Below are 15,674 nucleotides of genomic sequence, written 5' to 3' on the forward strand. Positions count from 1 at the left end.
CATTGGTCAACGCAACACCTGCGACAGTAACGCAGCTGAGACACTTTAGGGATTCGACTTAAGCGGTATAGAGGCGTGAACGCAGCCTTTCCTGAAGGCGCTCGAACAGGCTATCGACGGTCAATGCCAGCAACGCAATGGTCAGCGCTCCCTGAACGATATAAGCCATATTTCCATTCACAATACCGGCAATGATGGGGTCACCCAGATTGCTCGCGCCGACGGTGGCACCGATCGCCGCTGTCGAAATATTGATGGTGATGGAGGTCCGGATTCCGGCCAGTATCACCGGCGCTGCTAGCGGCAACTCCACCTGGCAAAGGGTTTGCCAGCCCGTCATGCCCATCGCAATGGAGGCGCTTTTAACTTCTTTATCAACGTCCTGTAAGCCGCCTAGCGTATTTCGCACGATGGGTAGCGTGCCGTACAGCACCAGCGCCACAATAATCGGCAGCGTGCCAAAGCCTAATGCCGGTACCGCCAGCGCCAGCACGGCCACCGGGGGAAAGGTCTGCCCCAGTGAGGCGACCTGCGCGACCAGGGGTAAAAAATTACGCCCCCATTCCCTTGTCACGACAATCGCCGCCAACACGCCACCCGCTACGGTAATCACGGCGGCCGCGCTGACCACAAGGAGGTGTTGCACCAACAGTGAGGCAAGGCTCGCGCGTTGATAGACAACCTGATTGGCATCCGGCTCTATTACGCGCAGCACACCGTCAGCGTAAGGAAATCCCCAAACACACACCATTAAAAGCACCAGCCAGATAGCCGGCCACATCGCCTGGTGAGCGCCGCGCGCCGTCAGCGAACGGCTCAAGGCATCATGACTCACGCACTTTTCCTTGTTCCGGCTGGGCTTCCTTGACGATTTTGCGCAGCGTGAGTTCGCCCACCGGTACGTCGTGTTGGTCAACGACGGTGAGACGATCCGTGTGGTCACGCAACATCATGGAAAGCCCCTGGCGCAAGGAATACGAGGCAGGAATCCGCGATTGCGCGGGTAACGTTGGCCCCATTGGGGCCATGTGGTCCTTGATCCTGGTTAACGCCGCTTGTTTTAGTCCGCGCTCGAGCCCACCGAGCAACGATTCCACAAACGGGTCCTGCGGATGATGAAGCAGTGCCAGCGGCGTGCCTTGCTGAACAATATAGCCTTCGCGCATCACTACCAGATGATCCGCCAGCTTTAGCGCTTCATCCATATCGTGGGTGACGAACACCACCGTCTTATGCATCTTTGCCTGTAGCCTGGCAAGTTCATCCTGAAGCTTTTCCCGGGTAATCGGGTCCAGCGCGCCAAAGGGTTCATCCATTAGTAAAATATCAGGATCGGCGGCCAACGCTCGCGCCACTCCCACGCGCTGCGCCTGCCCGCCCGACAGCTGGTGGGGATACTTATGGGCGAATTCATCTTTCGGCAAACCCAGCAGGTTCATCAGTTCGTCAACTTTTGCCTGAACCTCTGCGGCAGACCATTTCAGCAGGCGTGGAACGAGGCCGATATTGCGAGCCACCGTCCAATGCGGAAATAGCCCCGTGTGTTGAATCACATAGCCGATACGACGCCGCAACTTGACCGGGTCATAGGCGGCAATCGGCTGACCATCCAGTATGATGTCGCCCTCGCTGTGCTCAATCAGACGATTAATCATACGTAAGGTGGTTGACTTACCGCAGCCCGAGGTACCCACCAGCGCACAAAACTTGCCTTTTGCGATGTGCAGCGAAATATCGTCCACTGCGACAGCGCCGTCAAAACGTTTCGAAACGTGGGCGAGTTCTATCATTGGGCTTCTCCAGGCCGCACGGTATTTTTCGGCCGGAGGATATCAGACAAGGCCCCCAGTCCGGCGTCTACTATAAGCGCCAGTATCAGAATGGGCAGCGCGCCCAGTAACACCATATCCATCGCAGCCTGCCCCAGCCCCTGAAAAATAAAAGCCCCCAAACCGCCCGCGCCAATCAAGGCGGCAACCGCCGTCAGGCCAATCGCTTGGACCGCCGTAATTCTTATCCCTTCAAGCAACACTGGCAAGGCAAGTGGCAAACGGACCTGCCAGAAGCGCTGGCTATTGCGCATGCCCATTCCGCGTGCCGCTTCCAAGGTCTCAGGACTGACTTGCTCAAGGGCAATGTAAGTGTTTCGCACCATCGGTAGCAGGCTGTATGCGACCAGCGCCAACAAAGCGGGTGTCCAGCCAATGCCACTGACTCCCAGTTGAGACAACAGCGGCCACTGAGCCGCCAGCCACGCCAAGGGGCCCAGCATTAAGCCGAACAGAGCGATACTGGGGATGGTCTGCAGGAAATTGAGTACTCCGAAGGCGACTTTCTGGAAGTTTGCATAGCGGCGCATCAGCATGGCAAGCGATAGGCCCAGTCCAATACTGATAGCGACCGAGACAGTCACAAGCGTTATATGTTGTCGCAAAGCACGCCAGAATTCGTCGCTCCGAGCGCGAAACTCCTGCCCCAAGGCCAACGCCTCAAGCGCCCAAATGGCGCACAGCCCCCAGACGATCGCGACGCCCAGAAGCATCAGGACGGTCCAACGCCGCGGCAGCGTTAAACGCAAGCGCAGCTCGATCCAGCACAAGAGTAATAGAGACAGCATCAACCAATAGGCCATCCCCATATTCAGGCGAGCCTGAAGCATATCACTACTGACCAGCCGGTCGCTGGCCACCATCAAGCCAAACGGCATCAGAAGAAGTAATAGGCAGACACCTACCAGAGCAACCTGGTAGTTCTGTCGGCTAGGCTGGAGGGACAGCAGCAAGAGGGTGAGAATGACGCCGCTGACCAGCAATGCCCCCAGCCAGCCGAAGGCTTCAACCAGACCAGCCCCCTGACCGCTGACGATCCGGTTGGGAGAAACGCTGACGACATCGAACAGCCAAACGGCCACCAGCAAGACGCTTAGGAGAACGACAAGAACACTATTGGGCCGCCACTGTCGCCAAGCCATTTGTGGACTTGGTAAAGCATCCAACAATGCCATTATCAGTCATTATCCAGGCTGTCGAGGTAATCGCCGGCGACATTACCGGGTGACATGCCGTTCACCGCCACGTCAGCATTGAGTTTTTGCAGCGTTTCAATATCCAGCGTGCTAAATACGTCTTCAAGCAACGGCGCAATATCAGGATACGTTTCCAACACGCTCTCACGCACCACAGGCGCCGGTTGATAAACAGGCTGAACGCCCCTTGAATCTTCAAGCACCACGAGCCCCAGCGCATTTAAACCACCGTCGGTACCGTACGTCATCGCCGCATTGACGCCACTGGTCTGTTCGGCGGCTGCCCGCATGGTGGCCGCGGTGTTACCGCCAGAAAGCACCAGCAGCTGGTCTTCGCTGAGTTCAAACCCATAGGCTTGCTGAAAAGCGGGAAGTGCCTGCTCGGATTCGACAAATTCGGCGCTTGCCGCAAACTTGAACTCGCCCCCCTCTTCCAGATAAGCCGCCAGATCATCGAGCGTCTCCAGACCATTCGCCTGTGCGATTTCCTTTCGTACGCTCATGGCCCAGGTATTATTAGCACTCGCCGGGCTTAGCCACACCAGCCCCTGCTCGGCATCGCGCTCACGGACAGTTTCATAGGCCTGTTCCGCGTCGTTCCATACATCGCTGTCGCCCATATCGAAGAAAAAGGCGCCGTTACCGGTATATTCGGGGTAAAGGTCAATTTCTCCCGCTTGCAAAGCGCTGCGTACAACACTGGTGCCGCCCAACTGCAGGCGATTTTCCGTCGGGATATCATGGCGCTCCAGCGTCTGAATAATCAGCTCACCCAGCACCGACCCTTCCGTGTCGATTTTTGACGAGACCACCACCGGATCGTTGGCATTGACCGATGATAGCGGTAACAGGGTGAAACACCCGATGGCGATGGCCGATTTAGTCGCAAAACGCATTATCATCATCCTTTTGGCAGAGTTTTGTAGGAGTATATGCCCGTCGTGCGTTGAAGTCAGACGCCCTTCAAACCCACAGCGCTATCTAACGCATGCTAGCCATCGCCTGGCCCTGCTCACGAAGCAGACTCAACGACCCAGGTGGTGCCTTCACGGGAATCTTTAAGAATAATCCCCAGAGCCGCCAGTTCGTCGCGGATGGCATCAGCTTGAGCAAAATCCTTGTTGGCTTTGGCGGCCTGACGCTGGGCGATCTTTTCGTTGATGGCCGACTCGCTCAGCGCGAGGTTTTGTTGCTGCGAGCCTTTTAGAAACGCCTCTGGCGATTGCTGGAGAAGCCCCAGCACACCGCCCATCTGTTTCAATTCAACAGCCAGGCCCTGAGCTTTTTCAGGCGCATCGGATTTAGTGCGATTGACATCACGTGCAAGGTCAAACAAAACAGCCAAGGCTTCGGGGGTATTGAAGTCATCGTCCATCGCTGCGGTAAAGCGCTCGCGATAGATCGTGTCCGCCGGATGATCGCTCGGCGCTGGGAATTCGACATCCACGCCTTCCAGCGCCGTGTAAAACCGCGTCAATGACTTTCTGGCTTCTGAAAGCGAATCCAGTGAGTAGTTAATCGCACTGCGATAGTGGCTGGCGACCAGCAGATAGCGGACCACTTCCGGGTCGTGCTCTGCCAGCACTTCACGAATCGTGAAGAAGTTACCCAGCGACTTTGACATCTTTTCCTGGTCAACACGGACGGCACCCGCGTGCATCCAGGTATTCACATAGGTTTTGCCGGTGGCCGCTTCAGACTGCGCGATTTCATTTTCGTGGTGAGGGAAGGTCAGGTCGGGGCCACCACCATGAATATCGAAGGTATCACCCAGGCAGCACGTCGACATTGCCGAACATTCAATATGCCAGCCTGGGCGTCCGTCTCCCCAGGGAGATGACCAACTGGCCTCGCCGGGTTTGGCCGCCTTCCACAGAACAAAATCCAGCGGGTCCTCTTTATGAACGTCTACGTCAACGCGGCTGCCTGCACGCATGTCATCCAGTTGGCGATTATTCAGCTTTCCGTAATCCGCAAATCGGCGAACACGGTAATACACATCGCCGTTGTCGGCCGCATAAGCAAAGCCTTTTTCAATCAGCGTCTCGATCATGGCGATAATATCGCCGACATGCCCGGTCGCCTTGGGTTCATGGCTGGGCGGCAATACGTTGAGGCGCGCCTCGTCTTCGTGCATCGCCACAATCATGCGCTCGGTCAGCGCCGTGATACTCTCGTCGTTTTCATCGGCGCGCTTGAGGATCTTGTCGTCAATATCGGTGATATTGCGCACATATTTGACCTCATAGCCACGCTCCCGCAAGTAGCGCGTAATGACATCGAACGCCACCATGACGCGGGCATGGCCAAGGTGGCAATAGTCATACACCGTCATGCCGCAGACATACATACTCACCTTGCCCGCCACCAGCGGGGTAAAAGGCTCTTTGCGACGTGTCAGCGTATTATAAATATGCATGTGCCGATTCCTTAACCTTTCTGTTTGATTTTCGCCCAGCTGTCCTTGAGCCCCACGGTACGATTGAACACCAGGTGGTTTGGCGTCGACACATGCCGATCAGCACAGAAATACCCTACTCGCTCGAACTGAAAGCGTGCTTCAGGCCCTGCATCTGCCAGGCTGGGCTCGCCAATGGCTTGGCAAACCGTCAGTGACTCAGGGTTCAAATGATCCAAAAAGTCGACATCTTTATCCCGATCAGGCTGTTCTACCATGAACAAATTATCATAGAGACGCACTTCCAATGGGATACCATGGTCGACGCTGACCCAGTGAATGACCCCTTTCACTTTTCGACCCTCAGGGTTTTTGCCTAGGGTGTCAAAATCCACCGAGCAGCGCAGTTCGGTCACTTCCCCTGCGTCATCTTTGATGACCTCATCGCAGCAGATAACATAGCTATTGCGCAGGCGGACTTCCTTGCCCGGCGACAGGCGGAAGAATTTTTTCGGCGCATCTTCCATGAAATCATTCTGGTCGATGTAGATCTCACGGGTTAGCGGCACTTTCCGCGTCGGCATGTCGTCGCGCGCCGGGTGTCCGGCCACTTCATATACTTCCTCATGGTCGTCAGGCACGTTGGTCAGCACCACTTTCAGCGGCTTCAACACGCACATCGCGCGCGGCGCATTATCTTCAAGGTCCGAACGAATCGCGTGGGTCAGCATGGCGATATCCACCAGGCCGCCATCAGCACGGGTGACGCCAATCATCTCGCAGAACTTGCGAATGGCGGCCGGTGTGTAGCCGCGGCGACGCATGCCCGAGATGGTCGGCATACGCGGGTCATCCCAGCCATCGACGATCTGCTCGTCTACCAGCATTTTAAGCTTACGCTTCGACGTCAGCGTGTAGTTCAGGTTTAACCGGGCAAACTCGATCTGACGGGGTTTGGCTGGCACCGGCAAATGATTCAGGAACCACTCGTAAAGCGGCCGATGGTCTTCGAACTCTAACGTGCAAATAGAGTGGGTAACGCCTTCGATGGCGTCAGATTGGCCATGGGTAAAATCGTAAGACGGATAGATTTTCCACTTATCGCCGGTTTGATGGTGGCTGGCATGACGGATTCGATACAGAATCGGGTCGCGCAAATTAATATTAGGCGATGCCATGTCTATTTTGGCACGCAGCACCTTTTCGCCCTCAGCAAACTCTCCCGTGCGCATACGTTCGAGAAGGTCAAGATTCTCCTCTACGCTACGCTCACGGTATGGACTTGGCTGACCCGCTTCAGTTAGCGTGCCGCGGTATTCGCGAATCTGGTCAGGCGTCAGATCATCAACATACGCTTTATCTTCGCGAATCAGGTGTTGCGCCCAGGTGTACAACTGATCGAAGTAGTCAGAAGCGAAACGCACCGGCCCTGCCCACTCGAAGCCCAGCCAGCTGACATCCTCTTTAATCGCGTCAATATAGGCCTGCTCTTCTTTGGCAGGGTTGGTGTCGTCAAAGCGTAAATGACACTCACCACCCATCTGTTCCGCCAACCCAAAGTTCAGGCAGATCGACTTTGCATGGCCGATGTGCAGGAAGCCATTGGGCTCCGGGGGAAAGCGCGTCACAATCTTAGTGACCTTGCCGCCCTCGATTTCGTCGCGTACTTGGTTGCGAATGAAGTTCGGCGCTGGGGTGGTCTCGTTGGTCATGGTGGTGTTGATAACCTCGTGGTGGATGGCGTGCTTGGCTGCGTCTGCCTACTCTAACGGTATAGCGCTTCGCGGTGCCAAGCAAAACCGTTATTATAACGTGACGCCGATGCACAGCGCCAAGGCGAACGTCTTTATTGAACAGGAATTTATCTATGATCGTATTACAGACGAACCACGGTGACATCACGATTGCGCTTAATCACGAAAAAGCACCCGTTACCTCCGCCAACTTCGAGCAATACGTTCGCGATGGTTTTTACGACGGCACCCTTTTTCACCGTGTCATTGATGGTTTTATGGTCCAGGGAGGTGGCTTTGATCAGGATTTCAATCAAAAACCCACCCGTGACCCGATCGAAAACGAAGCGGATAACGGCCTGAAGAACACCCAGGGCACCCTGGCGATGGCTCGCACCCAGGACCCCCATTCCGCCACCGCGCAATTTTTTATTAATGTCGGCGATAACAGCTTCTTGAATCATAGCGGCAAAAATTTACAGGGCTGGGGTTACGCCGTTTTTGGTGAAGTCGTCGACGGCATGGACGTGGTCAACGCGATTAAAAACGTCAGCACCACACGCCGCGGTATGCACGCTGATGTTCCCGCCGAGGACGTTATCATCGAGCGCGCCTACATCAAGGAAGCGGAATAATCCCCGGGAGCTGTATGCGTACCCTGCTAGTCGCTGATATGCACTTGAGTCATGACACCCCGGAGATCAATCAGGGGTTCTATGATTATTTAGCACATACTGCCCAAGGAGCGGATGCCCTGTACATTCTGGGTGATTTGTTTGACGCCTGGATCGGCGATGACCTCCTCGATACGCCCCACCCGCTGGGGAATGTCGCTCGCGAGGTCATTCAGCAATTACACCGGCTTAGCAGCGATGGCACAGCGATATATTTTATTCACGGCAACCGTGATTTCTTGCTGGGCCAACGCTTTATCGACGCCTGCCAGGCGACACTGCTGTCCGAGGTAGAACAAATCGAGCTCCAGGGCATGCCTGCCGTCATTTTGCACGGCGATAGCCTATGCACCCAAGATGAGGCGTATATGGCATTTCGCCAACAATCCCGGGATCCTGAATGGCAAGCTCAGATACTTGCCATGCCGCTGGATCAACGGTTGGAATTGGCCAGCAGCTTACGCATGCAGTCGGGAGATGCCAATGCCAAGAAGGCAGATGCCATCATGGATGTTACCCATGATGAGGTGGTGGCGATGATGGAAAAGCATGGCGTCACAACCATGATTCATGGTCACACCCATCGCCCTAAAGTGCACGATTTAACCGTGGAAGATGTCCCTGCCAAGCGCTTCGTGCTTGGCGATTGGGATGCCAGGCACGGCTGGGATATTGTGGTCGAGAAAAACGACCATACTGCCCCACGGCTGCGCCAGTTCCCTCTTAACAATCCACCGTCTCCCTAGCGAGCACTATAAAAGGCACTATAAAAAAAGCCGATCCAAAGGATCGGCTTTTTTGACAGGACAGGCGTAACGTCTAAGGGTTATCGCTCAATCTCGGCATCACTGCGCAGGTCTTCAACAAGCCCCTGAATAATGGCCTGAGCGCGCAGCTGCTGCGCCATTTGAGCGACAAACCGCTCACGCTCTTCATCCACATCACCCGCCGTTACTTCGTCAAGCGCAAGGAGCGCCACACCAGTGGGCAGTACCGCCGTTTGGTAGGTGCTTTCTCCGTCGTCAGGATGCGGCATCCGGAAAGCGGCTTGCACGATCAGTTGAGAAGCCGTCACTTCATCCTGACGGCGAACGTTGTTGGCTTCCAACCATTGCCTATCAATCGACTCACCCTCTTGCAGGCGTTCCACCATGTCTTCGGCTTGCGCCTGAAGCCGCTCTTGTTGCCGCTGAGCGTGTACCGCTGTCTCGACCTCATCGCGCACGTCGTCTAGCGGTAGCTGGGTCTGCTCACGGTGTTCAGCAACACGAACGACCAACCGGCGGTCTTCGTCGAGCTCGATCACTTCGCTGTTATAGCCTTCCTCCAGAACGTCGTTACTGAACGCCTGCTCCATGACTCCCGGCTCAAACAAGACGCTACTGCCTTCATCATTCCGGGCCAGCCAGTCGCTTTCTTCAAGGGTAAGCGACAGATCTTCTGCGACGCTTTGCAGATCATCGGCCGCAAAGCTCTCGTCGATAAGCTGCTGGACCTTATCGTTAAACGCATCATTCACTTCGTTCATTGCGACGTCTTCACGCAATGAATCCCGCTGGTCCTCAAACGCCGGGCGATCAATGTCGGTGACTTGAATGATATGCAAGGCATTGTCCATCTCGACAATCGATGAGGTTTCCCCTTCGTCAAGAGAAAACGCCGCTTCATCAAAGGCATCACCAAAGAAGCCACGGCTGATCGTGCCGAGGTCGCCACCTTCTTCCGCACTGGCCGTATCATCAGAATAGCGAAGCGCCGTATCGGCGAAGGACTCACCGTCTTCAAGGGCTTCTAGCGCCTCATTGGCTCGTTGCTGGGCTTCCTCACGATCACGCTCATCACCAAATGTGATCATGATGTGCGAAACACGACGGTCGGCATCTTCAGTTTGGCTAAGCCAGGCTTCGCTTAGCGCCTCTTCATCTACATCAAGATTGCTTGCCATTTCTCGACGGTCGATCAAGACATACTCAAGGCGTACCTGCTCAGGGCGTTCAAAGCGGGCGGCATTGGCATCGTAGTAGGTTTGCAACTCGTCTTCGCTGATCTCAATGTCCCCTTCGAGATCATCTTCATCCAACAGCACATAACGAAAGCTGCGCTGTTGACGCTGGAGCTCTGCCAAGCGCTGACGCTCGTTATCCAGCGTGAAGTCACTAAACGCAAGGCCCTGCTGAAGCTGTTGACGTTTAACGTCCACTTCCAGCTCCTCACGAAATGAAAGAGGGGTATAGCCAGCACCGGACAAACGGTTACGAAATATGTCGGGCGAGAATCGTCCGTCGTCATCCTGAAATTCAGGGATACCTACAATGAGCTGGTCGACTTGGTCTTCGGATACGTACAAGCCACCTTCTTCAGCATATTGGGTAAGCAGTGTTTGCGTGACCAGCTCATCCCTTATGTCATTACGCAGCTGACGTTCTTGCTCAGGAGGGACCTGGCCTGAACGCATAGCACGCTGAACTTCCAATTCAATCTGTTGGCGCATGATGGGCTCACCATTCACGCTGATTTCTTGATTCGGATCGTCACCAAACAGACCAAACAGAGATTCCACACCGAAAAGCGCCATGGCGGCCACCATGACCCCGATAATAATCTTGGCTCCCCAGCTTCTGGATCCATTTCGAATACTTTGCAGCATGTTGCCCTCAGGTAGTCACAGCTAAACGGGTCGCCCCTAAAAAGTGAGCTAGAAAATAACATGGGCGCATCGCGGTTGCGATGCGCCCATAGATGACGACAAACACGTGCAACTTAGTTAACGGCGTCTTTCAATGCTTTACCAGCTTTAAAGCTAGGCACTTTTGCCGCACTGATCTGGATCGGCTGACCTGTTTGTGGGTTACGGCCTGTTCGCGCAGCACGTTCTTTAATCGCGAAGGTACCAAAGCCCACCAGCGAGACACTGTCGCCATTTTTTAGGCTATCGGTGACAGACTCCACCATGGCATCCAATGCGCGGGTTGCCGCTGCTTTTGGAATATCAGCAGACGCGGCAATGGCTTCAATCAGCTCAGACTTATTCACACTTCACCCCTTGACTGTTTCAAAAAATGGTTCTAAAGACATGGTCACCGACGGTATCGACGATCAAGGCATAGCAGCGTTTTATAGCAATGCCCTGAAACGCCTGTCAAGCAACCTTGCCTGGATGTGCCCGCCATAAAGGCTTTGGGCAATGATACAAACAAAATACTAGCGGTTGGCCGACGTTGCTAATGTGTATTGGCGACGGCAGTATTACCCAACGCTTTATCCGCTTTAGGTAGCGGCGCACCTTCCAAAGGTTCGTCCGCCAACGCCACGGCAAGTACATCGTCAATCCAGCGTACCGGACGGATATCTAGTGCATCCTTGATATTGTCCGGTACCTCTTTGAGATCACGACGATTTTCTTCCGGAATCAGGACTATCTTTATACCACCACGACGGGCTGCCAGCAATTTCTCCTTTAGCCCACCAATGGGCAATACTTCGCCACGCAGGTTAACTTCGCCTGTCATCGCAACCTGACACTTCACCGGACGCTGGGTATAGGCGGAGACAATCGCCGTTACCATGGCCACCCCGGCACTCGGCCCATCCTTGGGTGTGGCGCCTTCTGGGACGTGAATATGTAGATCTTCTTTCTCGAATCGCTCGGCGTCGATACCGTATGCCTGGGCTCTGGCACGCACGACGGTTTGCGCAGCACTGACGGACTCTTTCATGACATCGCCCAACGAACCGGTTTTGTTGATTCGCCCTTTGCCTGGCGTCACGACCGATTCAATATTAAGCAATTCACCGCCTACGGATGTCCACGCAAGCCCTGTCACGCGGCCCACCTGATCATCTTCTTCGGCAAGACCATAGCTGTAACGACGAACGCCAGCATAGTGCTCGATATGCTTGGCTGCGAGTAAATCCGGTGGTAGTTCGCCATCTTCGACGGCAGAAGGCTCTATACGCTCGCGTAACACTTTCCGACAGACCTTGGCGATCTGGCGCTCTAATTCACGCACGCCCGCCTCACGGGTGTAGTAGCGAATCAGCTCCAGCAACGCATCATCCTCTACCGCCAACTCGTCTTTTTTCAAACCGTTGGCTTTTAACTGCTTGGGTAACAGGTAACGCTTGGCGATCGCCAGCTTTTCATCTTCGGTATAGCCAGGCAGACGAATAATTTCCATACGGTCCAGCAAAGGACCCGGAATATTCATCGAATTTGCCGTGCAGATGAACAGCGTCTCGGACAGATCGTAATCAAGCTCAAGGTAATGGTCGCTGAAGCTGTTGTTCTGCTCAGGATCCAAGACTTCCAATAGCGCAGACGCTGGGTCACCGCGGTGATCCATGCCTAACTTGTCGACTTCGTCGAACAGAAACAGCGGGTTTTTCACACCTGCCCGACTCATACGTTGCATCAACTTACCTGGCAACGAACCAATATAGGTGCGGCGGTGACCCCGAATTTCTGACTCATCGCGCACACCGCCCAGGGCAAGGCGTACGTATTTACGATTCGTCGCCCGCGCAATCGATTGGCCTAGCGACGTTTTACCCACCCCTGGGGGACCAACCAGGCACAACACGGGTCCTTTCATCTTGCGTACACGCTTTTGTACCGCAAGATATTCCAGAATGCGTGACTTGACCTCTTCCAGCCCATAGTGATCTTCATCGAGCACCTGCTGGGCTTTCTGCAAGTCATGCTTTACGCGGGTGCGCTTTTTCCACGGCACTGCAACCAGCCAGTCCAGATAAGACCGAACGACGCTGGCCTCAGCCGAGTTGGCTGCCATCATCTTGAGCTTATTCAGCTCTTGGGTGGCTTTATCTGCCGCCTCTTTAGGCATGCCAGACGAGGCAATCGCCTGCTCATATTTTTCCACTTCGTTGGGTACATCATCGAGCTCGCCCATCTCTTTCTGGATGGCTTTCATCTGCTCGTTTAGATAGTACTCACGCTGTGTCTTTTCCATCTGTTCTTTGACGCGCGTGCGAATCCGCTTTTCCACCTGCAGCAGGTCAATTTCAGATTCGATGAGCGCCATCAAATGCTCAATGCGATCGCGCACGCGATCCATTTCAAGGAGCTCTTGTTTATCGCCGATTTTCAGCGACAAATGCGCACAGATGGTATCCACAAGACGACTCGGGTCCTCAATGCCGGACAACGAGTTAAGCACTTCATTGGGCACTTTTTTGGATAGCTTGACGTACTGTTCGAACTGATTGAGCAATACGCGAACCAATGCCTCTTGCTCGCGGGTCGTCAGCGGCTGGCTTTCACGGGCCATCAGGTAGGCCTGAGTGTAACCATCAGCATGCTCTTCGATGCGACTCACATCCGCCCGGTAGTTGCCTTCGATCAGCACCTTTACCGTTCCATCAGGCAGCTTCAGAAGCTGCATGATGTCGGCCACCGTCCCCATGGCATAAAGGTCGGCGTTGTCAGGCTCATCTTGAGATGCCTCGCGTTGAGCCACTAGCAGGACGCGTTTGTCGGCCTCCATTGCCGCCTCGAGGGCTTGGATCGACTTTTCACGTCCCACAAAAAGGGGAATCACCATTTGCGGATAAACCACCACATCGCGCAATGGTAACAGGGGTAGACATTGTGTCTGTTCGGCGCTCTGCTGCATCGCAGACGTTCCTCGATAAATCAGATGAGTTCTGGGAAGAGAACTGACTACGTTTAAAGCACGGCCTAAGCACCATGTAGCACTGCGCTACTAATGACAAGGGGCCGCCTAGGCGACCCCTTGACTGGCGCTAACCGCGAAAGCGATAGAAAGCTATGGATCTTCGGTAATAGGCTTAACCATCGGTACCGTCGACTCGGGCCTCTTCTTGCTGGGAGTAAATCAACAGCGGTTCACTTTCACCGGCAATGACCGAAGCTTCGATCACCACTTTGCTGACACCTTCCAAAGAAGGGATTTCGTACATGGTATCAAGCAATACGGATTCCAGAATCGACCTCAAGCCACGCGCACCGGTTTTACGCTCCATCGCTTTTTCAGCAACGGCACGAAGCGCATCATCACGAAACTCAAGCGTCACGTTCTCCATTTCAAACAGCTTGGCATACTGCTTGATCAACGAGTTCTTGGGCTCAGTGAGTATTTCAATCAGCGCCTCTTCCGTGAGTTCGGTGAGCGTGGCGATCACCGGCAAACGACCGACGAACTCGGGAATAAGACCAAACTTGACCAGGTCATCCGGTTCGACATCAGCAAGCATTTCACCGACGCCGCGAGAAGATTCCTTGCTCTTCACCGTCGCATTGAAACCGATACCACCCTTTTCAACACGGTCACGGATAACTTTGTCCAGCCCAGCAAATGCCCCACCGACAATAAACAGCATGTTGGCGGTATTGACCTGCACAAACTCCTGCTGGGGATGCTTACGCCCACCCTGCGGCGGGACAGACGCTGTCGTGCCTTCAATCAGCTTGAGCAGCGCTTGCTGTACGCCTTCACCAGATACGTCACGCGTGATTGACGGATTGTCGGACTTGCGCGAAATCTTGTCGATTTCGTCAATGTAGACGATGCCCCGCTCCGCCTTCTCGACGTCATAGTCGCACTTCTGCAACAGCTTCTGGATGATGTTTTCAACATCTTCACCCACATAGCCCGCTTCTGTCAGCGTAGTGGCATCGGCAATCGTAAACGGTACATTCAACAATCGCGCCATGGTCTCGGCCAGCAGTGTCTTACCGCTACCCGTCGGCCCAATCAGCAGGATGTTGGATTTTCCGAGTTCGACGTCGCTTTCACGAACTTCAGATTTCAGTCGCTTGTAATGGTTATACACAGCGACCGACAGGACCATTTTGGCTCGATCCTGCCCGATAACGTAGTCGTCAAGCGTGTAACGTATTTCGCGAGGCGTAGGTAAACGCTCCTCATCGCTCTCGGCATCGGCTTCGAGAACTTCTTCGCGAATGATGTCGTTACACAAGTCGACACACTCATCGCAGATATAGACGGATGGACCGGCTATCAGCTTTCTTACTTCGTTTTGGTTCTTGCCACAAAACGAGCAGTAAAGCAGCTTGCCACCTTCGTCTTTGCCTTTGCCGTCGGCCATTCGCGTACCTCTTTCACTGCGGCGGTAAAAACCGCCTTGTAAGCTCGTTGGAAATGCAGTATCCCATCACGCTATCAGGATGTAGGCCGCTTATCCAGCACTGCATCAATCAAGCCATACTCTTGAGCCTGGCTGGAACTCATAAAGTTGTCGCGATCAGTATCGCGCCCAACAGTTTCAATATCCTGGCCAGTGTGATGCGCTAGAATCTGATTCAGCTTCTCACGAATACCCAAAATCTCACGGGTATGGATTTCGATATCCGACGCTTGACCCTGATAGCCACCCAGCGGTTGATGAATCATCACGCGTGAATTTGGCAAGCAATAACGCTTGCCTGCGGCACCAGCGGTCAACAACAACGCACCCATGCTGGCCGCCTGACCAATACACACTGTCGACACATCGGGTTTAACGAACTGCATTGTATCGTAAATCGACATACCTGCCGTCACTGACCCACCAGGAGAGTTAATGTAAAGGTGGATGTCCTTGTCGGGGTTTTCAGATTCAAGAAACAGCAGCTGAGCCACAATCAGATTAGCGGAATAGTCTTCGACAGGCCCTACCAAAAAGATAACGCGCTCTTTAAGCAGACGCGAATAAATATCGTAGGATCTTTCCCCTTTGGCGCTTTGCTCCACCACCATGGGCACTAAACCGCCGGCGTTTTGAATATCAAATTCACTCATTTAGGTGATTCCTTGCGTCCGATAAGGGAATGGCGCACTCGGACAGTGCGCCAGTGTCAGGGA

The 15,674-nt window shown here is 54.2% G+C and carries 13 protein-coding genes; 2 read left to right on the forward strand and 11 right to left on the reverse strand.

What is annotated here, in order from left to right:
- Positions 1-58 precede the first annotated feature (58 nt).
- The 6 genes from HXW73_RS09255 to HXW73_RS09280 form a co-directional block, all read right to left on the reverse strand.
- Complete coding sequence (locus HXW73_RS09255; protein WP_186255976.1) at positions 59-781, reverse strand: ABC transporter permease; 723 nt, start codon at positions 779-781, stop codon at positions 59-61.
- A 43-nt stretch (positions 782-824) separates the two neighbouring features.
- On the reverse strand, positions 825-1,790 hold the full coding sequence (locus HXW73_RS09260) for an ABC transporter ATP-binding protein (RefSeq protein ID WP_186252850.1): 966 nt from the start codon (positions 1,788-1,790) through the stop codon (positions 825-827).
- Positions 1,787-3,004 carry an ABC transporter permease gene (locus HXW73_RS09265; protein WP_186252851.1) on the reverse strand — a complete coding sequence of 406 codons (1,218 nt, stop codon included), beginning with the start codon at positions 3,002-3,004 and terminating at the stop codon, positions 1,787-1,789. Before HXW73_RS09265 ends, HXW73_RS09260 begins: the two co-directional genes overlap by 4 nt.
- 2 nt (positions 3,005-3,006) lie before the next feature.
- On the reverse strand, positions 3,007-3,921 hold the full coding sequence (gene osmF, locus HXW73_RS09270; protein WP_186252852.1) for a glycine betaine ABC transporter substrate-binding protein OsmF: 915 nt from the start codon (positions 3,919-3,921) through the stop codon (positions 3,007-3,009).
- Between the two features lie 116 nt (positions 3,922-4,037).
- Positions 4,038-5,444, reverse strand: coding sequence for a cysteine--tRNA ligase (gene cysS, locus HXW73_RS09275; protein ID WP_186252853.1), 1,407 nt, complete (start codon positions 5,442-5,444; stop codon positions 4,038-4,040).
- Between the two features lie 11 nt (positions 5,445-5,455).
- Positions 5,456-7,135 (reverse strand): glutamine--tRNA ligase/YqeY domain fusion protein, encoded by a 1,680-nt coding sequence (locus HXW73_RS09280; protein ID WP_186252854.1) that lies wholly within the window; start codon positions 7,133-7,135, stop codon positions 5,456-5,458.
- 155 nt (positions 7,136-7,290) lie between these two features.
- Here HXW73_RS09280 and HXW73_RS09285 point away from each other — a divergent pair, with 155 nt between their 5' ends.
- Complete coding sequence (locus HXW73_RS09285) at positions 7,291-7,791, forward strand: peptidylprolyl isomerase (protein WP_186252855.1); 501 nt, start codon at positions 7,291-7,293, stop codon at positions 7,789-7,791.
- Positions 7,792-7,805: 14 nt separating this feature from the next.
- Positions 7,806-8,576: a UDP-2,3-diacylglucosamine diphosphatase gene (locus HXW73_RS09290; protein ID WP_186252856.1), complete on the forward strand. Its 771-nt coding sequence runs from the start codon at positions 7,806-7,808 to the stop codon at positions 8,574-8,576.
- An 80-nt stretch (positions 8,577-8,656) separates the two neighbouring features.
- Here the strand turns inward: HXW73_RS09290 and HXW73_RS09295 are convergent, their stop codons facing one another.
- The 5 genes from HXW73_RS09295 to clpP all read right to left on the reverse strand — a co-directional run bounded on the left by HXW73_RS09295 (position 8,657) and on the right by clpP (position 15,611).
- Positions 8,657-10,477, reverse strand: coding sequence for a SurA N-terminal domain-containing protein (locus HXW73_RS09295; protein ID WP_186252857.1), 1,821 nt, complete (start codon positions 10,475-10,477; stop codon positions 8,657-8,659).
- A 113-nt stretch (positions 10,478-10,590) separates the two neighbouring features.
- The gene (gene hupB / locus HXW73_RS09300; protein WP_066317565.1) at positions 10,591-10,863 is read right to left on the reverse strand and encodes a nucleoid-associated protein HU-beta; all 273 of its coding nucleotides are present in this window, start codon (positions 10,861-10,863) and stop codon (positions 10,591-10,593) included.
- 188 nt (positions 10,864-11,051) lie between these two features.
- The gene (lon, locus tag HXW73_RS09305; RefSeq protein WP_186252858.1) at positions 11,052-13,463 is read right to left on the reverse strand and encodes an endopeptidase La; all 2,412 of its coding nucleotides are present in this window, start codon (positions 13,461-13,463) and stop codon (positions 11,052-11,054) included.
- Positions 13,464-13,638: 175 nt separating this feature from the next.
- A complete protein-coding gene (gene clpX / locus HXW73_RS09310) occupies positions 13,639-14,919 on the reverse strand; it encodes an ATP-dependent Clp protease ATP-binding subunit ClpX (RefSeq protein ID WP_066317568.1) in 1,281 nt (426 codons plus the stop codon).
- 74 nt (positions 14,920-14,993) lie between these two features.
- Positions 14,994-15,611, reverse strand: coding sequence for an ATP-dependent Clp endopeptidase proteolytic subunit ClpP (gene clpP / locus HXW73_RS09315; RefSeq protein WP_186252859.1), 618 nt, complete (start codon positions 15,609-15,611; stop codon positions 14,994-14,996).
- Positions 15,612-15,674 lie beyond the last annotated feature (63 nt).

It is taken from the genome of Halomonas sp. SH5A2 (assembly GCF_014263395.1).
Classification (GTDB): Bacteria; Pseudomonadota; Gammaproteobacteria; order Pseudomonadales; family Halomonadaceae; genus Vreelandella.